The sequence below is a fragment of the Arcicella sp. GW822-FHT02H01 genome (assembly GCF_058802005.1).
This window is the reverse complement of sequence record NZ_JBXANT010000001.1, coordinates 270,392-288,404: the sequence shown is the minus strand read 5'-3', so window position 1 is coordinate 288,404 and position 18,013 is coordinate 270,392. Positions and strand designations below refer to the sequence as shown.

19 protein-coding genes are annotated in these 18,013 nt (G+C 35.1%); 5 read left to right on the top strand and 14 right to left on the bottom strand.

Annotation, left to right across the window (positions count from 1 at the left end; all coding sequences use genetic code 11):
• Positions 1–41: 41 nt before the first annotated feature.
• Positions 42–1,298: a tyrosine-type recombinase/integrase gene (locus AC1RNE_RS01185; RefSeq protein ID WP_492799233.1), complete on the bottom strand. Its 1,257-nt coding sequence runs from the start codon at positions 1,296–1,298 to the stop codon at positions 42–44.
• A gap of 332 nt (positions 1,299–1,630) precedes the next feature.
• Here AC1RNE_RS01185 and AC1RNE_RS01180 point away from each other — a divergent pair, with 332 nt between their 5' ends.
• Complete coding sequence (locus AC1RNE_RS01180; protein WP_492799232.1) at positions 1,631–1,849, top strand: hypothetical protein; 219 nt, start codon at positions 1,631–1,633, stop codon at positions 1,847–1,849.
• Positions 1,850–1,902: 53 nt separating this feature from the next.
• Here the strand turns inward: AC1RNE_RS01180 and AC1RNE_RS01175 are convergent, their stop codons facing one another.
• Positions 1,903–2,535, bottom strand: a complete 633-nt coding sequence (locus tag AC1RNE_RS01175; protein WP_492799231.1) for a hypothetical protein — start codon at positions 2,533–2,535, stop codon at positions 1,903–1,905.
• Between the two features lie 276 nt (positions 2,536–2,811).
• Between AC1RNE_RS01175 and AC1RNE_RS01170 the strand changes: the two genes are divergently transcribed.
• Positions 2,812–3,000, top strand: a complete 189-nt coding sequence (locus tag AC1RNE_RS01170; RefSeq protein ID WP_492799230.1) for a hypothetical protein — start codon at positions 2,812–2,814, stop codon at positions 2,998–3,000.
• Between the two features lie 497 nt (positions 3,001–3,497).
• Here the strand turns inward: AC1RNE_RS01170 and AC1RNE_RS01165 are convergent, their stop codons facing one another.
• The 3 genes from AC1RNE_RS01165 to AC1RNE_RS01155 all read right to left on the bottom strand — a co-directional run bounded on the left by AC1RNE_RS01165 (position 3,498) and on the right by AC1RNE_RS01155 (position 6,749).
• The gene (locus AC1RNE_RS01165) at positions 3,498–4,829 is read right to left on the bottom strand and encodes an ammonium transporter (RefSeq protein ID WP_492799229.1); all 1,332 of its coding nucleotides are present in this window, start codon (positions 4,827–4,829) and stop codon (positions 3,498–3,500) included.
• A gap of 97 nt (positions 4,830–4,926) precedes the next feature.
• Complete coding sequence (locus AC1RNE_RS01160; RefSeq protein ID WP_492799227.1) at positions 4,927–6,072, bottom strand: outer membrane beta-barrel protein; 1,146 nt, start codon at positions 6,070–6,072, stop codon at positions 4,927–4,929.
• Positions 6,073–6,401: 329 nt separating this feature from the next.
• Positions 6,402–6,749, bottom strand: coding sequence for a 4Fe-4S dicluster domain-containing protein (locus tag AC1RNE_RS01155; protein ID WP_309916782.1), 348 nt, complete (start codon positions 6,747–6,749; stop codon positions 6,402–6,404).
• A 189-nt stretch (positions 6,750–6,938) separates the two neighbouring features.
• On the opposite strand from AC1RNE_RS01155, the gene AC1RNE_RS01150 reads away from it, so the two are divergent.
• Positions 6,939–7,961, top strand: coding sequence for an aldehyde dehydrogenase family protein (locus AC1RNE_RS01150; protein ID WP_492799226.1), 1,023 nt, complete (start codon positions 6,939–6,941; stop codon positions 7,959–7,961).
• A 261-nt stretch (positions 7,962–8,222) separates the two neighbouring features.
• Here AC1RNE_RS01150 and AC1RNE_RS01145 read toward each other — a convergent pair whose 3' ends face one another.
• From AC1RNE_RS01145 to trpS, 3 genes are read right to left on the bottom strand one after another with little or no spacing between them, the layout of a single operon-like run.
• The gene (locus AC1RNE_RS01145) at positions 8,223–8,669 is read right to left on the bottom strand and encodes a DUF2147 domain-containing protein (RefSeq protein WP_492799225.1); all 447 of its coding nucleotides are present in this window, start codon (positions 8,667–8,669) and stop codon (positions 8,223–8,225) included.
• A complete protein-coding gene (locus AC1RNE_RS01140) occupies positions 8,650–9,210 on the bottom strand; it encodes a phosphatase PAP2 family protein (RefSeq protein ID WP_492799224.1) in 561 nt (186 codons plus the stop codon). The genes AC1RNE_RS01145 and AC1RNE_RS01140 overlap by 20 nt, the downstream gene beginning before the upstream one ends.
• Positions 9,211–9,230: 20 nt before the next feature.
• Positions 9,231–10,202, bottom strand: a complete 972-nt coding sequence (trpS, locus tag AC1RNE_RS01135; protein WP_492799223.1) for a tryptophan--tRNA ligase — start codon at positions 10,200–10,202, stop codon at positions 9,231–9,233.
• Between the two features lie 175 nt (positions 10,203–10,377).
• On the opposite strand from trpS, the gene AC1RNE_RS01130 reads away from it, so the two are divergent.
• Positions 10,378–11,061, top strand: a complete 684-nt coding sequence (locus AC1RNE_RS01130; protein ID WP_492799222.1) for a DUF2461 domain-containing protein — start codon at positions 10,378–10,380, stop codon at positions 11,059–11,061.
• Positions 11,062–11,064: 3 nt separating this feature from the next.
• Here the strand turns inward: AC1RNE_RS01130 and AC1RNE_RS01125 are convergent, their stop codons facing one another.
• The 6 genes from AC1RNE_RS01125 to AC1RNE_RS01100 all read right to left on the bottom strand — a co-directional run bounded on the left by AC1RNE_RS01125 (position 11,065) and on the right by AC1RNE_RS01100 (position 17,389).
• On the bottom strand, positions 11,065–12,237 hold the full coding sequence (locus tag AC1RNE_RS01125; RefSeq protein ID WP_492799221.1) for an endonuclease/exonuclease/phosphatase family protein: 1,173 nt from the start codon (positions 12,235–12,237) through the stop codon (positions 11,065–11,067).
• A gap of 123 nt (positions 12,238–12,360) precedes the next feature.
• Entirely contained in the window at positions 12,361–13,302 is a 942-nt protein-coding gene (locus AC1RNE_RS01120) for a DUF8428 domain-containing protein (protein ID WP_492799220.1), read from the bottom strand.
• A 92-nt stretch (positions 13,303–13,394) separates the two neighbouring features.
• Entirely contained in the window at positions 13,395–14,780 is a 1,386-nt protein-coding gene (locus AC1RNE_RS01115; RefSeq protein ID WP_492799219.1) for a sensor histidine kinase, read from the bottom strand.
• Positions 14,780–15,460 carry a response regulator gene (locus AC1RNE_RS01110; RefSeq protein WP_492799218.1) on the bottom strand — a complete coding sequence of 227 codons (681 nt, stop codon included), beginning with the start codon at positions 15,458–15,460 and terminating at the stop codon, positions 14,780–14,782. The genes AC1RNE_RS01115 and AC1RNE_RS01110 overlap by 1 nt, the downstream gene beginning before the upstream one ends.
• A 134-nt stretch (positions 15,461–15,594) precedes the next feature.
• Entirely contained in the window at positions 15,595–16,347 is a 753-nt protein-coding gene (locus AC1RNE_RS01105) for an alpha/beta fold hydrolase (protein WP_492799217.1), read from the bottom strand.
• 55 nt (positions 16,348–16,402) lie between these two features.
• The gene (locus tag AC1RNE_RS01100; RefSeq protein ID WP_492799216.1) at positions 16,403–17,389 is read right to left on the bottom strand and encodes a cation diffusion facilitator family transporter; all 987 of its coding nucleotides are present in this window, start codon (positions 17,387–17,389) and stop codon (positions 16,403–16,405) included.
• 73 nt (positions 17,390–17,462) lie between these two features.
• On the opposite strand from AC1RNE_RS01100, the gene AC1RNE_RS01095 reads away from it, so the two are divergent.
• Positions 17,463–18,011, top strand: a complete 549-nt coding sequence (locus tag AC1RNE_RS01095) for an NUDIX domain-containing protein (protein WP_492799215.1) — start codon at positions 17,463–17,465, stop codon at positions 18,009–18,011.
• The last annotated feature ends 2 nt before the right edge of the window (positions 18,012–18,013 follow it).

The following is an 18,013-nucleotide window of genomic DNA, read 5'->3' as shown; positions in this document are numbered from 1 at the left end:
ACCCCTTGCTCCTCTCTTTTACCGAGAGGAGCATTTTATTTTTACAATGTAGGGAAATTGAGTTTTATTTCTGAGTTTCTAATCATACCTAAGTCTTTCAGGTATTGAATTGTTTGTACAACATCTGAATGCCTGCATTGTTGTCGAATACTTTCGATATCTACTCCAGATAAAAAAAGATGGCAAACAGCAGTATGTTTCCAGCTGTATAAGTCGTAATCTTTATCGGTATAGCCTAAAACTTTCAATGCTTTTTTAAGCTTCAGATAAAAGAATTGGGTATTCGCTGGTTTTGGTCCAGGGACAAAATCTTTACTTACCGTAAAAATGTAATATTCTGGTGGGTATTCTCTTAGTTTTAATTCTTTGATAATTATTTCTAACGGCTCCGGAATTACGATATAACTCATGTGGGTAGATTTTGCATTTTCAGGCTCAAAATATATGGTATCTTCTTTGATATCCCCACACCTTAAATTTCTCAGTTCTTCCCGTGGACGAGCCAAGGTATAAAAGCAAAATTCTAGGAAAGTAGCGGTTTTTAGGTCGCCTAGTTCCATAAAATAATTTCTAATTTTTCGTGCTTGCTCAAAAGTATAGGGTACGTGTTTTCCTGAGATAACTTTTTGTCGTTTGATAAATCCTACGACTAAGTTTTTCTCAACGTTTTCTCTTTCTACATGATGATTGTACAAACCTGAAACAAAGCCTATATAATCGTTGTATGACTTATTGCTTAATTTTCTATCTGTTAGTAACCAATCGAAAAACTCTCTTATATTCTTTTTCCTGAGTTCAGTAAAGAACAGTTGATTGAGTTTTTTTAACTTGAGGTACTCCATTATGGTATTGTACCAAGTCCTGTAGGTTTCCCGTGAACGTCGTTTCAACGTGGCATTTTTGAAATTAAGGAAATCTAGCAAAGCTTTTTCAACCGTTAAAATATCCACTACTTTAACCTCTTGCGTTCGCTTAACGTCGCTTATATATGCCCCATTTTCAAAAGCTTCATTGATGGATTTAATGATAAAATCCGCATCTTTTACCTTATCTCTTTCTGTTCTACCAGCTACTTTTACCCTTATACGTTTGCTTTCACCTTTATCGGTGTTGTAAGCATAGAATTTTACGTACCATCCAGACTTGCCATTTGACTTAACTAACGAGGGTGAAATTATTAGGTGATTTCTCTTTTTTGAATCCTCTGCAACCATACTATTTTTTTCTAACTGCCATTTTACTGCCATTGACTGAGCCTTTGATGGCTCAAAAAACTGTAAAAAGCCCCCAAATAACATCTGAGGGCTTTCTTATAACAAAACAAAACCACAAGAAACCAAACTTGTGGTCCGCAAAGATATTGAATATTTCTTATAAAAGGGAGATAAAGAACCTAGTTCCATTATTATGGAGAAAAGAAGCAGTATAGTACCTTATAAAATATAATGAGGTTAATGATTACTCTAAAAAATTTAAGAGAAGGTAAATAGTCTATTAAATACAGTTTCTCGAAGTAAGTTCTAATAATCTTTATTTCAATAAAAATAGATAATTCATATCTAATTTAAACCGCAATATACGTTGTTAATAAGATAATATGATTTATTCAAAATTAAACAATCTATAGGTTATGCAACAGTATATTACCACAGGTCCTAAACCATCCGGTGTGATTGGTTATGAAATAGAGGATACTTTTATCAAGGTCAAGTTCAAGAAAGGGACAATATACCAATATTCCTATAAAAGTGCTGGTATAGAGGCGGTAGAAGAGATGAAAAATCTTGCAAAGGCTTCAAGAGGATTAAATACTTATATTTCAAAAAACAAGCCCAAATTTGAAATCTAAACAGGATATGAGGATAGTTTCACAGCTCAATGTAGTGAATAAGTAAAATCCTGTTAGCTTATTTTAGAAAATATATAGGTTAATAAAGACTTCCCGTTAGGTAGAAAATTTTCCTCTGAACCAACACATTCAAATCCAAACGACATTGCTTTGTGTTGTAATTCTTCTTTGTCAACAGTTTTAAAAATACTTGCAACAGATTTTATTGATTCAACTCCTGTTTTACTGACAGTCTGAACGCCATTATTTGATTGTATAGTAACAATTACCTTGGAATACTGATTTGTATTGTTCTTGATAAATTCAAAGCCTCTATGCATATCAATATATTCGAAAATTAAAGCTGCCCAAACAAAATTTGCTTTAATGTAAGCATCATTTGATGAACCAATATCTACCTTCACAAGGTCTAATTGCTTGATTTTATCACCAAATCTTTGCTGAGTTTGTTCAAGATAGGAACTATTTATATCTATGGCACATACTCTTTCTACATAGTCAATATCTATATGCTCTAATCCATTGCCACCACTTATGCCTAAAAACAAGACGTTTTTAGGGTTGTAGTTTTTTAAGTATTTACTAGTTAAAAAATTGAGTAATTGAGCTTGACTGACATCTTCATGTTGCATATGAAGCTCATAGTCGGACAATGGGATATTATTCCAAGGATTTATTTCATTCATACGCAAATATAGCAACAGCGTTAATAATACCCTTCATTATAAAATTACAGATTAATATTTATTGATTAAGAACTTTGGCAAAATAACTGCCAGCACCTGTATTATTAGTAGAATTTGCGTTTCTAGCCTTTCTTTAAGATTTGCACTTACTCTTTCAAATGCACTTTATTTTGTATCGCAATAACTAAAAAAACAGTCCTTGATTTTATTATTTAAAGATTTTGCACTATCTTTAAATAAATAGTACAACAAAATCACCATAAATCCCAATATTATATGGCACATAAATTAGAACTCGGGACTACTGCTCACATTATAAATCAACCAGAAGACCTTATCGTTACTGTTATTGCATATTCAAACACTGACGACAATGTAATTTGCTTGTTATATACTGAGCAACATGGATATCAAAGCATTGAGATTGATGCTTCACTTCTTATTCCTATTCTTAATGCAGATTAATATGATTGAAAAATAGTCGTATATAATAGTCTTAGCAAACATAAGTCATCCCGAATTTCAAAATTATAAAAAAGCTGTCGAAATTAGTTTTTCGACAGCTTTTTTGATTTACGACGAGTACAGATTATGGTTCCGTTAAGAACACTATATCGGTAGAAGAAGCATTTTATTAACTCTTCCAAGCCCCATCGGGGAGAAATATTTCGCCCCGATGGGGCTTGGAGGAAAACGTTATTTAGTAACTACCGATATTTCGCCTCTATGAGACTATTTTGTTAAACTTCCTATTTTAAGAAAAATTCGGCATAACTCATGTTTGTTATTTTTTTAGTTTCTAAGTCAAAACGGATGGCTTTGCCAAAATAACTGCCATTTTAGTGCCATCACTTTTAGTATTTGGCATATTAAAAGCATAAAAAGCCCTCTGACATAGTCTGAGGGCTTTCCTTCTGAAACAAAACCACAAGAACCATTACTTGTGGTAAAGTTTTAATATTTTATGCTTCTGCAAGGAATTCATCGTGTTGAGAAATATCCAAACCTACTCTTTCTTCTTCTTCAGTTACACGTAAAGGAATGATTTTATCAGTAACGAATAATAAGAAATACGAAAGACCAAATGCGAAAGCTGAAACAACTACAAGAGCTACCATGTGTTTGATAAATAAAGCAGCATCGCCAGATACGAATAAACCTTCTTCAGCGATTGCAGGGTTAACTGCTTTAGAAGCAAATAAACCAGTCATTACCATACCTACCATACCACCTACACCATGACAAGGGAATACGTCTAAAGTATCATCTAATTTAGAATTAGCTCTCCAGTGTGCAGCAATGTTTGAAATGATAGCAGCGATTGTACCAATTGTGATAGCGGCTGTTACCGAAACAAAACCTGAAGCAGGCGTAATAGCAACTAAACCTACAACGGCACCGATACAGAAACCTAAAGCTGATACTTTACGACCACGTGTTACATCAAATAAAATCCAAGAAAGACCAGCAGAAGCAGCCGCTACGTGAGTAGTTGCAAATGCAGATACTGCTAATGGACTAGCACCTACTGCTGAACCAGCATTGAAACCGAACCAACCAAACCAAAGTAAACCAGTACCTAATAATACGTAAGGAATGTTTGCTGGAGGAAGAATGTTAGCTTCAACATGTGACTTACGACGTTTTAAATATAATGCACCTGCTAAAGCAGCCCAACCTGCACTCATGTGTACAACAGTACCACCAGCGAAGTCAAGAACACCATATTTAAACAACCAACCTTCTGGGTGCCATGTCCAGTGTGCTAATGGTGCATAAACAATTACACAGAAAAGAACCATAAACAACACAAATGCACGGAAATTAATACGCTCAGCTAAAGCACCTGAAATAAGTGCTGGAGTAATTACCGCGAATTTCATTTGGAAAAATGCAAACAAAGCAAATGGAATAGTTGTTGCTAAAGACCAAGGCTTACCATCAAATACATGTTGGAACATAAAGTAAGTAGAAGGGTTACCAATAAAACCACCGATAGTATCACCGAAAGCTAAACTGAAACCAAATACTACCCAAATAACTGTAATTACCCCCATTGCAATGAAAGATTGCAACATTGTAGAAATTACGTTTTTGTGGTTTACCATACCACCATAAAAGTAAGCTAAACCAGGAGTCATTAATAATACTAAACCAGAAGAGACTAGCATCCAAGCGGTATCACCTGTATCAATGCCTTCTGTTACTGCAGCACCTGGAGCCGGAACAAACGCCGCTGCAATTGCAATAATAAGCAAAATGAGAATTGGAATAAATGTTGGTTTTTGTGTCATTGTGATTAGTGTTTTAGGGGTTTATTATGGAATTGTTTACAGAAACTAAATTACACATAACCAGCTATATTCTAGCTGATTATGTGATTATTTATCATTAAAACTTATAAATCATTGCCCAAGTAAAAGTAGATTGAGATTTTGTACTTACACCGTCACCATCTACGAAGAAATTTTTGTCATAAGAATCAACTCTGAATTCAGGCTTCAACAATAAGTGACCGTCAGCTACTGTGAAAGTTGGCGTGATAGTGAATGAGTTTACTGTCACACCTGTTCTTGAGCCATCTGCATTTGGGATTGAAAGAGCAGTAATAGCATTTGTATTAGAGAAAGACTCATATCTTGCGCCTAAGCTGAAAGTACTTGAGAAATCATATTTTGGATATACTGCAAATCCACCCCATGACTCATTTTCATATTTACCGTCACCATTAACATCTTGAACACCTGTAGCAGCATTGAAACCTAATAAGAATTTCTCTGTTACTTGGTAAGTAGTTGCTACATCTAACAAGTTATATGCTCCTGAAGCAGTAAGTCCCGTAGTTGCATCTTTACTGTTACGGTTGATAGTGATTCCATTTACATAAACGTTCCAGCCTGCAACAGGTTGAACAAACACTTGAGCAATTAAACCTGGTTTGTTATTATTGCTGTAAAGTTGATCAACACCATTTACAATACCACCCATCAAAGCAAATTTGTCAGAGAATGCATAAGCTGCCTTCACACCAACGTGATAGAATGGGCCATTGTTGAACAAGTTAGAAAGCGAGTAATGATAGTTTACTGGAGCATCAATTACTTCATATCCGATGTGCGTACCAAACTGACCAGCTGTCAAAGTCAATTTATCTGTAGCCTTCCAGTTGAAATAAGCTTGTTTGATTGCTAAAGAAGAACCAGCAGAACCATTTCCTAATACACTAAATGCGTTACCATAGTTTCCTAAGTCAGCATTCGGACCGAATGTCAAGTCAACAACTACATCTGATTTACTTGTAGAATATCCAATTTTAGTTTGAACAAGACCTAATGAAAACCCAGTTTTTTGATCAAATGCTCTAGCTGTTTTAGATGCACCTGTATTCGACATATCTCTTGGGTTATTGAAGTTAGCTAAATAGTAAGAATCAATGTAGCCAGAGAAGGTAAACTTACCTTTATCTTCCTCTTTTTCTTGAGAAAATGCAGGAACTGCTAAAAACAAAGAAAATAACGTGATTAAGGTTTTTTTCATAATAATATTTGGTTGAATGTTTAAATATTAATGCTTGATTACAGTGCAAATATTATAGGTAAAATTTACTATTCCAAATTTTATGTGCAAATTTTTAACCTATTTTAGGCTTTTTTTCAAAAAATAATCCAAAACAGGTATAATTTTAACCACATATTGGGGAAAAAAGTCAATATTTTTACCCTACAAGTTCATTTTTAACATATTCTGTAATATTGACAAAAAACCAAATATTCTTAAAGTAAAATATCAAGAAAAAATATAACTATTCAAACAAAAAAGCCCTGATTTATCTCTAAATCAGGGCTTTCAACTAAAATTAAAAAAGACTATTCAGCGTGTAGCCATGCCTTTTTAGCATAAAGGGTTTCTTCGTCTTCTTCGTGGTCTGGATCAGGAACACAACAGTCTACTGGGCAAACAGCTGCACACTGTGGCTCTTCGTGGAAACCCATACATTCAGTACATTTATCGGAAACGATGTAATAAAATTCATCTGAAATAGGAGTCATTGGGTCTTTACCTCCAATAACACTACCGTCTTCTAGTTCAACGTCTACTAATTTGGTTCCACCCGACCAAGTCCATTCTACTCCACCTTCATAAATTGCTGTATTAGGGCATTCTGGCTCGCAAGCACCGCAGTTGATGCATTCTTCGGTTATGATAATTGCCATAAAAACTTCGTTTTAATTGTATATGCTTTCTTAAATTGATTTAATACCTCTGTCAGAATTTAAAACATTCTATTTATTTAAATCATTCACAAAATTAACAGTTAAACATTGAATAGCCTATAAAGTTTGAAGACTATTGAAAAAAATATTTCGTTGTATTTGTGTAAATTTGTAAAAAAAGTACAGAAAATGGATTTACAAGCAAGAATTGAAACATTCGTTACCTTAGGAAATTTCTTAAGAGACGAAGAAAATCAATCAATCATTGAGGAATGGGCAGATAGGGCTTCGCATCAAAACAACTGGTTTACACCCCAAAATACTAAGAATGCTATCAAATCAATCGCTGATTTTTATTTAGATAGAGATACCTTGGAAAGATGGGTAGGGTTATATGAAATACCAGATAGACCTCTAATTATAAAAAGTATTGGTGTGATAATGGCTGGGAATATTCCTGCTGTAGGTTTCCATGATTTATTGACGGTTGTCATTGCGGGGCATGAATGTGTAGCAAAGGTTAGTTCGCAGGATTCGGTATTAATGTTAGCTTTGATTGAAAAGTTGTTAGAAATCAGCCCGACTCTGGGCATTAGAATTAGCGAAAGAATGAACGAAGTAGATGCTTTAATCGCTACTGGTTCTGATAATTCGGCTCGTTATTTTGAATATTATTTCAGAAATAAAGCGCATATCATTCGCCAGAATAGAAGTTCCGTTGCTATTCTAAATGGTAGTGAAACAGAAGATGATTTCTTTGCACTAGGAAAAGATATTACAGATTATTACGGTTTAGGATGCAGAAATATCTCAAAGTTTTATGTTCCTGAGGATTATGACTTTGTAAATTTTTATGATACTATCGAACCATTGGGTGATGTTTTTTACCATAATAAATATAAGAACAACTACGACTATAATAAGTCTATTTATTTAGTAAATCAAGTACATCATTATGATAATGGCTTTTTGATACTTACTAAAAATGAGTCGTTGGTCTCTCCTATTTCTGTTATCTTCTATGAAACCTATCAAAATGAAGAAGATTTAAAACAAAAAATAGCAGATAAAACTGATAAAATTCAATGTATTGTTTCAAAAGATGCTTGGTTTGAGGGAAGTATTCTTTTCGGAGAAACACAAATGCCTAAGTTGTGGGATTATGCTGATGGTGTAGATACGATGTTGTTTTTATTGTCATTAAATGATTAAACATAAAATTTCTGAATTGTTGAATCACAAAAAGCGGTTAGAAAACTAATTTCTGACCGCTAAAACCGTGGTCTGTGGCACACAGAACATAATGCTTGACTATTTTGGTTAATAAAACCATCAATATGAATATTTAACTTTAATGTTCTGTGTGCCACAGAACATGGTTTTAGTTTTCTGACCGCTTTTTTGTCTTATTCCAATTTTATCCTTAGCGAGGGACTTAAGTCCCTTGCTAAGGATTTGGATAGTAATAGGTTTTTACTCTGCTCTGACTAAAGTTACTGTTTTGCCAAAAATAGGTTTGCCAATAAACCCTCTCAAATCTAACGTATTTTTATTTTTAAGAGACATTTTACCTGATACAGTTCTCCCTGAGCGAGCATCATAAATTTCTCCTTGTGCCCAGCTATTATTGCCTTCAAACACAAACCTGTTAAGAAAAACAAGTCCAAGGACATGTCTGGTTCGCAATTTCTCTTCTGGATTTTTGGCGTCTAAAATGGGCTTGCCATTCACCGTTGGAGACTTTAACCAAACTATTTTTCCAAAATAGTGATTGTCTTGTTTGAAAATCTGAATTTTAGATGCTCTATCTTCTGTAAACCACACTCCTACAACTCCATCTGATTCTTCGTTACTGATAAAAGCAGTCAACAAACCCAATGCAAAAAGCAATGATAACAACTTAGGATATTTTATGAACATTTTTCGATACATAGAATTGATATAGTTTGAATGATATAAAGGCAGTAAATACGCCTATTCCAGCACCTGCCAGTACATCAAGTGGATAATGAACTCCTATATAAATACGACTATACGAAACAATTATTGCCCATAAAAATAGGTATTTAACCCAACCATATTGCTTGCCCACTAATAATATTAAGCATACTACCAAGGTAAACGAGTTAGCTGCATGAGAGGAACAAAACCCAAATTGACCTCCGCAATTGCCTACTACATGTACTAAATGTTGAATAGTTGGTTCATGGCAAGGCCTGAGTCTTTCTACTAATGGCTTAAAAAATGATGAACAAATTTGATCCGCTAATGCTACGCTTACTATAATGGTAAGTATCATAACAACTGATTGCTTTTTATAACGCCATACTAATAAACCAATGATAAGTGCATAAAAGGGAATCCAAGAATTTCTGGCAGAAATCCACGCCATAATTGGGTCTAAAGTATTATTATGCAGTGAATTAAGCCATAAGAATACCTCCGTATCAAGTTGATTCATCAGAATTGTTGTTATAAGATTTAGAAATTCAATTTTTCACGAACCCTCTCGATAGTCGCTTTAGCAATTACTTCTGCCTTCGCTTCGCCTTCTTCTAATTTTTGCTCTAGTTCAGGGATATTATTCATATAATAATTAAATAATTCTCTTTCTTTGGCAAATTCACGTACTAATACTTGGTGTAACGCTTGTTTGGCATGACCGTAGCCATAACCACCAGCTAAGTAATTAGCCCTCATTTCCTCTACTTCGTCGTTTGTTGCTACCAAAGAATATAGTTTGAAAACATTGTCTGTTTCAGGGTTCTTTGGCTCTTCCAGTGGTGTAGCATCTGTAACAATCTTCTTTACGGCCTTCAATAAATCTTTTTCACCCAAAAAAACATCAATATAGTTTCCATAAGATTTTGACATTTTTTGTCCATCAGTCCCTGGAATTACCATGACGGTTTCATCTATGATGGCTTCAGGTATCACCAAAGTATCGTCACCATATTGCTTATTAAATGCCCCACCCAAGTCTCTTGTCATTTCAAGATGTTGGCGTTGGTCTTTACCTACTGGAACTAAATTGGCATCATATAGCATTATATCAGCAGCTTGTAGTACTGGATAAGTGAATAATCCAGCATTGACAGTAGCTAATCTTTCAGATTTTTCTTTAAAACTATGTCCATTCGCCAACATTGGGAAAGGTGCAAAGCAACTTAAATACCACAATAATTCAGTATGATAGCCCGCTAATTTAGATTGGCGATAGAAAAAATTTTTGTCTGCATCAAAACCACAAGCTAACCAAGCGGCAGCAATGGCATGCGTATTTTCACGAAGTTGCTTGCCGTCTTTTAATGAAATAAGTGTATGCAAATCGGCTATGAACAAAAAAGATTCGTTAGCTGGATTTTTTGATAATTCGATGGCTGGACGAATTGCACCCAAAACATTGCCTAAATGGGGTCTGCCTGATGCTTGTATGCCTGTTAGAATGCGCATTTTAAAAAAAGGGTATAATCGTAAAATAAAATATAACGGATGTTAATATTTTGCAAAATTGAGTAAAATCCATGAATCCATCAAATCGAGTTACCTGATTTTACGTAACTTCACGAATTAAGTATTTTCAACCTAATAAATTATCGTTTTTTTTATCCCCTTAAAATTGTCAAGAATGGCTGTTCCTACTTCAACTTTCGATTACCTAAATTTACTCAAAGAAAACAATACCAGAGAATGGTTTCATGCCAACAAAAAAACGTATGATGGCGTAAAGGCCGATTTTGAAGTTACTATCAAAGAACTCATTGGTGCTATCGGTGCTTTTGAAGATATGACTGGCGTTGAAGTAAAAGACTGTAATTACAGAATAGCGCGCGATGTTCGGTTCAGTAAAGACAAAGCACCTTACAAAACGTGGTTGTCGGCTAGTTTTTCGGCTGGTGGTAGAAAAGCTGGCAGAATGGACTATTACCTTCATATTGAAGACGGCAAATCGTTTATAGGAGGCGGTATGTATTCGCCTACGTCTGAACAATTGGCAAAACTACGACAAGAAATTGATTATAATGCTGCTGAATTAAAATCAATCATTTACAATCCTGATTTTATAAAGGCATTTGGTGAGGCCGAAGGAGAATCGGTAAAGTCGGCCCCAAAAGGATATTCAAAAGAGCATCCAGAGATTGAGTTGCTCCGTAAAAAGCAATTATTTTTCTGGCATCAATTTTCAAACGAAGAAGTTTCGGCGGATAATTTTGTTCAAAAAGTTACTGAAGCATGCTTTATACTGAAACCATACCTAGACTTTTTGAACTATATTTTCTTTGATGACCAAGAGCCTGCCATAAAATTGTAGCTTTTAAAAAATTGAAACAAAAACATTGTTCGAATTGTTTGAAATCTTATTCGGGCTTTTTAATACATATTCTGCCATCACAGGGAAATGGTCTGAGATATTAAAATCTGAAATAGTGTGACACGACTGCACTTGCCATTCTGCACTAAAGAATTGCTGGTCTATTCTCACACAGTACGGTTGTCTGTTCAAGGTAAATCCCAGACCTTTACCTACCTCCTCAAAGGCATTTTTAAAGCTTAAACTTAATTTTCCATAAGCATAACCAAAGGGAGTTTCGTTGAAATCACCACAAATGATTACAGGATATTTACTACCTGCTACATACGACTCTACCTCTTTCAATTGTTCGTTTCTAAACTCAAAACCTTGTTTCATCTTATCAAAAGTATCCATGAGTTCCAAGGCAAATTGTTTAAACTCCCCATTCTTCAAGGCATCTATGCTCTGGTTGATTCTTACACCCATCGACCATAAATGTGCATTTACAACCCTAACCGTATCATTACCATAAGCAATATCTGCACAGATAAAACCATTGATTTTAGGTCCATAGGCCTTATCCCAAATTTTACTATACTGATTAACGATTGGGTACTGAGAAAACAAAGCCAGTCCTACAGAACGTTCTTTACCAAAATCTGTTAGTTTTTCAATCTTGTTTGAGTATTGCCCTTCAAGGTGCTGATTGGGCGAGTATTCCTGAAAACAAGCAATATCCGATTTTAACGCTCCCCATTTTGAATTTCCTTCTGCATTTTCAGCAAAACATTCTCCGTTAAAACTCAATACTTTTAAGGTATTTAAAGAGGTAATTTCTTCTGTATTAGTATTATTGATGCTTACAAAACGCTTCATGATTGGGAAGGCCATCAATACCCAGATAAAGCCAATAGTGGCCATTACTTTCTGTTTTTTGTATAATAAATAACCGCTTGCTATTAGTCCTACTACAAAGGCAATGGGCGAGCTCATCATGATGAAACCTGCTATCCAATGGTCAAAAATTGGATAATGACAAAAAGACATTGTAATGAACAGATAAGAAAGTGCGGTATAAGCTAGAGGAAATTCTTTGAATTTCTGATAAGCAATTCGTAGTCCATCGATGGTGCTTGAAAGTAATAAGCTTGGGAAAACGAATAAGATTTGAAAAAATTTGATGTATAGTATCATATCATTAGTGTGTTTAGGGTATGTTATTAAATAATTGTGCCGAACAAAAAATGACATTGCTCCTTTTAAAAACTAAAGACGATGTTTGTTCAACATCGTCTTTGCATTTTATTCATTCCATCATTACTTAACTTGAAATGAACCATTTCCGATTTTGAACCCTTCGGAATACAACTCGATGTTATATTTCCCTGATTGATAAGAAGAACTTTTACCGTAAATGATGTCCACTTTTTGGTCATTATTTTCAAATGGAACACTTTGTTTGAAGCTGTACCCTAGTTCTTTTCCATCATAATTTACTGCTCCTGCCGAACCATCTTCGCTTATTACAGCTCCGTTTTGATCTAGAATTCTAACAAAAATTTCTTTGCTATTTTTCTCAGCCACAGGATTCGAAGGCATAATAAATGAAATCTTTAATTTATTAATTTTTGATGCTTTGTATAAGCCTCCCTCACGTACTTTACCATTAGATGCCAACGCTGCTACTTGAACATTGATAGCCTTCATAGCACTTGCCATCGTTACTTTGCGTTTCAAATCATCATTTTGTGAAGAATAATCAGAAACCGTTTGAACCAACGAAGCTTTTTCAGTTTTCAAGCCAGTGTTTTCAGTAACCACTTGTTGTTTTTCTTCTTCAAGTGTTTTGGTACGAGCTATCAAGTTGCCATTTTCTTCTTGCAATTTGCGAATGTCGTCATCTTTAACAGTCAAGAAATTTTCGTATTCTTTGATTTTGGTATCGTATTTTTGAACAGAGAAATTAAAATCAGATTTTAATCTCTTTTTATCATTTTCTAACTGAGCTTTTACGTTTTCTAATTCAGTAACATTCCCGCCCAATTTTTTAATTTCAGCTATTTTATCGTTTAATACAAAAGCAATAGAGTCTAGTTTAATTTGAGTACTTGATAACTGTTCAACTTTGGTTGTAAGTGAATGTTGAAGCTCAAAAGTTTCGTTTCTTGCTCCCATGAATAAGTAACTTAATAAAGCTACAATACCAATCAATACACCTATAGTAATTTTGAATACTCCTTGATTGTTGTTTGATTCCATGATTGTTCCTGTTTAAGTAATTGTTGTTGTTTTGATGATACAAACTAACAACCCTTAACTTAAACAAGAATTAAACTCACATTAAATTTACCTTAAAATTGCTCAGTGGTTTTGGGGAATGATAACGTGAAGATGGTTCCGTTTTTATCGGAAACCACTGTAACGTCGCCTTTGTGTAGGCGAGTAACTTGTGAGACTATCGCCAAGCCAACACCATGTCCTTTGGTGGCTTGGGCGGTGGCATTGCTCCGATAAAATGGATGGAAGATGAAGGGTAAGTCCGACGCTGGAATAATTGAGCCTTTGTTCATGAAGGATATCTTTATACCCTCTTCATTAGCTAAGAAGCTGACAATTACTGTATTATCGTTTGAAAACTTACAGGCATTATCCATTAAATTCATTAATACTACCTTTAGGGATGCTTCATTGCCTTGGAGGATTAAAAATTCTTCGTCTTCGGGAAAGTCTAAGAAATTAATTTGTACCTGATAATCTTCATGCCATTTTTGAAGTTGTCCTTTGGTTTCCCAAAGTAGCTCATCCATTCGGATAGGTGTTTTTTGTACGCTTTCTGAACTGACAATGGTATTTGCCAAATTTAAAAGGGTATTGGTTAACTGAATTAAGGTAGTAGTATCTTCTTTTAAAGAATTTAAGCTTTTTTCATAAACCTCTGGACTCCTTTTTTGCATTAAGGCTACGTCTATCTGCGAATATATTTTGGTAAGAGGATTCTTTAATTCATGCGAGACATTGGCAATAAACATTTTTTGCATAATTAGCGCGTCCTCAATCCTATCTAACAGTTGATTAAAAGTAGCGACTAACAGCCCTATTTCATCTGAACGGTTGGGATGTTCTACCCTTTTGGCGACATACTCAGGAAAAATACCGTTTACCTGTTTTATAATGCTAGACATCGGCGCCAGTGCCCTATCAGCAAAAAACCAGCCTGATAGCCCTAGTAGTAAAATACCTGCCAGTATCATAATCATCAAGATTCGCCTTAGGTCATCTAAGGCTTCTATGCCGTTTTTATCAATCGCACTTACTACTACCCAGTTGTCAGACTCTCCTTTTCTCAGGTGTATACCCAATACTTGATAGTCGCCAACACGGGCGTAGGTAGTAATCTGGTCAGATTTCATCAAGGGCAACAACTGTTGGCGTGAAAGCAGATTGCCATTGTTGGATGAAAATACAATCATCTTACTGATTTCATCATACACAAAAATATTTTCATCAATCAATAATTCTTTATCCGAAATATTGACCAATCTCAGTACTGTAGAATCAGTTGCCTGTAAATCGAAGAGTAAAGTAGTGGTAGTAATAGCACGGTCTTGCAGGCGTTTATAAAAACGTTTTTCAAGATATAGCTTACTAAAGAAATATACCCCTACTGAAAAAAGCAGTAAGATAGCAGTTACCAATGCGATGAATTGGTAAGTAAGTCTGGAGCGAATATTAATCATCAATTTGGCATTTTCAGTACATAACCCATTCCAATCTGCGTATGCAATAGTTTAGTGTCAAAATCTTTGTCAATTTTTTTGCGGACAAAGTTTACATATACTTCTATGACGTTAGTACCCGTATCAAAGGTTACATCCCAGATTTTTTCGGCCAGTTCAGCTTTAGAAATTACGCGTCCTTGATGCCTAATAAAATATTCGAGCAACAAAAACTCTTTGGCCGTCAATACGATTTCTTTGCCTCCTCTTGACACGCTTTTACTTTCTAAATCCATTTCTAAATCAGCTATTTTCAAGGTATTAGCTGTTTGAATAGCGCCTATGCTTCTGCGGGTTAAAGCACGGATTCTGGCCATTAATTCTTTGAATTCAAAGGGTTTTACCAGATAATCGTCGGCACCGCTATCAAGCCCAATGATTTTATCATCAGTAGTACCAAGGGCTGTGAGAAGAAGTATTGGAAAAGAAATGCCATTTGCCCGTAGCTTCTTACAAAGCTCTAGACCATTAATGCCGGGTAAGATGATATCAGAGATAATTAAATTATAATGATTGCGAGAAGCTAGCTGAAATCCCATATTACCATCATAGGCTACATCCACTTCACATTGCTGTTCTTCAAGCCCTTGTTTGATGAGTTGCACCGTCTTTATTTCGTCTTCTATTACTAATATTCTCATACGATGTTCGTTTGCTTTAATCAAAATTAAGGAATATTAGGCAGAAAGAACTATAATGAAAATTGTAAAAGGCGTATTTTAAGGGAATTTTAATGTTTAATGAAGATTTTTAAGGACTCAAAAGCATTTAGTCGCTACTTTTCCAGCAAAATATCTTTTACAAGTTCATAGCGGTCTGTGGTTATTCCATGTCCGTTTTCGGGTAAATAAATCAAGCGATGAGGGGCATTTTTTAAGGCATCAGCCACAAATTGCCCATTGGTTGTTTCAATAACCCAATCTTTCCCTCCTTGCATAATCGTAACGGGACAAGTAATTTTTTGCCAGTAAGGCAATAGCTTTTTTAATTCAGCCACATGGCTAAATTTTTCGTCGGTGGCAGTATTGATATATGTTGGCAGAAAGAACCGTACAAACTTTGTATTTACGGGTTTAGAAAACCACCAGAATTTTTCAGTGGATGGGTCGCAGGCTGGTGAAACCAAAATTAATTGCTTAATTATCTTCGGGAAATCAGCGGCCATTCTAGCTGCGATAGCTGCCCCATACGAACGTCCAAATAAAACGACTTCTAATGGTTTTTTTATTTTAATGATTTCGTACAGTATTTTGGCTTGTTCTTCAATAGAAACTACAGCTTTGTCTGATTTATCATAGCCTGCACGGTCGGGCACTACTATTTGATATTTTACTAATAACAAACTATCTGATAGGAACTCTTTATACCCAGGCCATGCTCCGGGGGCTCCATGAATCAAAAAAAGCATTGGTTTAGTACTATCGCCCGACGAAGCATAAAAAAACTTTTTACCTGCATAGGTAAAGTATGAAAACTGAGGCTTAGGTGGATGTTGGCTGTAATATTTATTAACGGCTGCGTCGTTCATCCTTAAGCTCTTCAAACATGAAAAACAACTTATTATGATTATAACGATGCCAACTTTATGAAATGTCTTCAAGAAAATGTTTCTGATTTAATGATAAATTTATTTTATTCCACTCTATATTTTTAGTCTGCTCATGCTGCCTGATAGGGCAATTTTCAATTTTGCAATGATGACAACAATCTGGCAAACATGGGTCAGCATGAATAAAAAACTCTACGTTTGAGTCAAATTCTTTGCCTAAAATTTCTTCAAATTCATGCACAGTATCATGTACTTTATCTAATACCCAATAGTTGGGCAAAGTCAAGTGACAATCTATGTGGAGGTCGGAACCGTACTCTTGTATCCTTAGGTTATGAACATCTATCCATTCTTTCTTTTGATTATTTTTCAGGATTTCCACGATACTATGTAGGATATTATCATTGGTTTCGTCCATTAATCCCCCAATCGATTTCCTGATAATTTTGATACCACTAATCCCCATAAAAACAGCAAAAATGATAGAAGCAACACCATCTATCCATAAGGCTCCTGAGAGAATGATTAAACCAATGGCAACAATCAAAATAATACCACTCATGGCATCTAATTTCAAGTGTTTTCCATCTGCTATGAGCGTTGGCGAGTTTTGCTTAACACCTTCTTTCTCTATTACATAGCCTAAATAATAATTAATAATGGCTCCACCAGAAATAATCAAGAGACCAACGTTTAGATCGTTCAAAGGCAAGGGGTTAACAAATCCCTGTACCGAGTGAAAAATGATGAATATACTAGCCAGCGTGATAAGTACACCTTCTAATCCAGCTGAAAAAAACTCGATTTTGCCATGTCCATAAGGGTGGTTCAAATCTTTGGGGAGCGATGCTAAATAAACCGCATAAAAAGCAAAACCACTGGCTACTACATTAATAATTGATTCGAGCGCATCCGTTAGAATAGCACTAGAATAAGTTAAATAATAAGCAATGAATTTTACAATCATCAATAGTGTACTCACTACAAATGATGTAAGTATTAATTTATATTTAGGGGACATTCTTCGAGTATTTAATTACAAAGGTACGAAATTCATATTTTAATTTTAGAACAGACTATTATACCTTTGTAATATGACAACTTTTGATAATCCTTGGAAGACGGTATCGTCTCGTGAAGTTTATGATAATCCGTGGGTAAATATTCGCCACGAAGAAGTAATTAAGCCCAATGGCGAAGCAGGTATCTATGGTGTGGCTCATTTTAAAACAAGGGCAGCCGCAATTTTACCACTCGATGAAGAAAACAATACGTGGTTAGTTGGCCAGTATCGATATACTTTAAATGAATATACTTGGGAAATTCCGATGGGTGGAGGTTCTTTTGAGGTAGACATTCTGGAATCTGCACGACGAGAATTAAAAGAAGAAACAGGCATAGAAGCCCAAAACTGGACGGAACTAGGAAAACTTCATACCTCAAATTCGGTAACCGACGAGGTTGGTTTTATGTTTTTGGCAGAAGGCTTAACCTATGGAGAGTCGGAACCAGATGATACAGAGATTTTGGTGTTGAAGAAAGTGAGTTTAGTTGAAGCAATCAGAATGGTCATGGATTCGGAAATTACGGATTCATTAAGCATTGCAACAATTCTGAAAGTGGCACGTTTGAAAGGAATTTAAGT

What these genes read in the sequence shown, in the direction of transcription:
- AC1RNE_RS01185 (WP_492799233.1), bottom strand. Translation starts at nt 1,298, where the DNA reads ATGTTATTTGGGGGCTTTTTACAGTTTTTTGAGCCATCAAAGGCTCAG.
- AC1RNE_RS01180 (WP_492799232.1), top strand. Translation starts at nt 1,631, where the DNA reads ATGCAACAGTATATTACCACAGGTCCTAAACCATCCGGTGTGATTGGT.
- AC1RNE_RS01175 (WP_492799231.1), bottom strand. Translation starts at nt 2,535, where the DNA reads ATGAATGAAATAAATCCTTGGAATAATATCCCATTGTCCGACTATGAG.
- AC1RNE_RS01170 (WP_492799230.1), top strand. Translation starts at nt 2,812, where the DNA reads ATGGCACATAAATTAGAACTCGGGACTACTGCTCACATTATAAATCAA.
- AC1RNE_RS01165 (WP_492799229.1), bottom strand. Translation starts at nt 4,829, where the DNA reads ATGACACAAAAACCAACATTTATTCCAATTCTCATTTTGCTTATTATT.
- AC1RNE_RS01160 (WP_492799227.1), bottom strand. Translation starts at nt 6,072, where the DNA reads ATGAAAAAAACCTTAATCACGTTATTTTCTTTGTTTTTAGCAGTTCCT.
- AC1RNE_RS01155 (WP_309916782.1), bottom strand. Translation starts at nt 6,749, where the DNA reads ATGGCAATTATCATAACCGAAGAATGCATCAACTGCGGTGCTTGCGAG.
- AC1RNE_RS01150 (WP_492799226.1), top strand. Translation starts at nt 6,939, where the DNA reads ATGGATTTACAAGCAAGAATTGAAACATTCGTTACCTTAGGAAATTTC.
- AC1RNE_RS01145 (WP_492799225.1), bottom strand. Translation starts at nt 8,669, where the DNA reads ATGTTCATAAAATATCCTAAGTTGTTATCATTGCTTTTTGCATTGGGT.
- AC1RNE_RS01140 (WP_492799224.1), bottom strand. Translation starts at nt 9,210, where the DNA reads ATGAATCAACTTGATACGGAGGTATTCTTATGGCTTAATTCACTGCAT.
- trpS (WP_492799223.1), bottom strand. Translation starts at nt 10,202, where the DNA reads ATGCGCATTCTAACAGGCATACAAGCATCAGGCAGACCCCATTTAGGC.
- AC1RNE_RS01130 (WP_492799222.1), top strand. Translation starts at nt 10,378, where the DNA reads ATGGCTGTTCCTACTTCAACTTTCGATTACCTAAATTTACTCAAAGAA.
- AC1RNE_RS01125 (WP_492799221.1), bottom strand. Translation starts at nt 12,237, where the DNA reads ATGATACTATACATCAAATTTTTTCAAATCTTATTCGTTTTCCCAAGC.
- AC1RNE_RS01120 (WP_492799220.1), bottom strand. Translation starts at nt 13,302, where the DNA reads ATGGAATCAAACAACAATCAAGGAGTATTCAAAATTACTATAGGTGTA.
- AC1RNE_RS01115 (WP_492799219.1), bottom strand. Translation starts at nt 14,780, where the DNA reads ATGATTAATATTCGCTCCAGACTTACTTACCAATTCATCGCATTGGTA.
- AC1RNE_RS01110 (WP_492799218.1), bottom strand. Translation starts at nt 15,460, where the DNA reads ATGAGAATATTAGTAATAGAAGACGAAATAAAGACGGTGCAACTCATC.
- AC1RNE_RS01105 (WP_492799217.1), bottom strand. Translation starts at nt 16,347, where the DNA reads ATGAACGACGCAGCCGTTAATAAATATTACAGCCAACATCCACCTAAG.
- AC1RNE_RS01100 (WP_492799216.1), bottom strand. Translation starts at nt 17,389, where the DNA reads ATGTCCCCTAAATATAAATTAATACTTACATCATTTGTAGTGAGTACA.
- AC1RNE_RS01095 (WP_492799215.1), top strand. Translation starts at nt 17,463, where the DNA reads ATGACAACTTTTGATAATCCTTGGAAGACGGTATCGTCTCGTGAAGTT.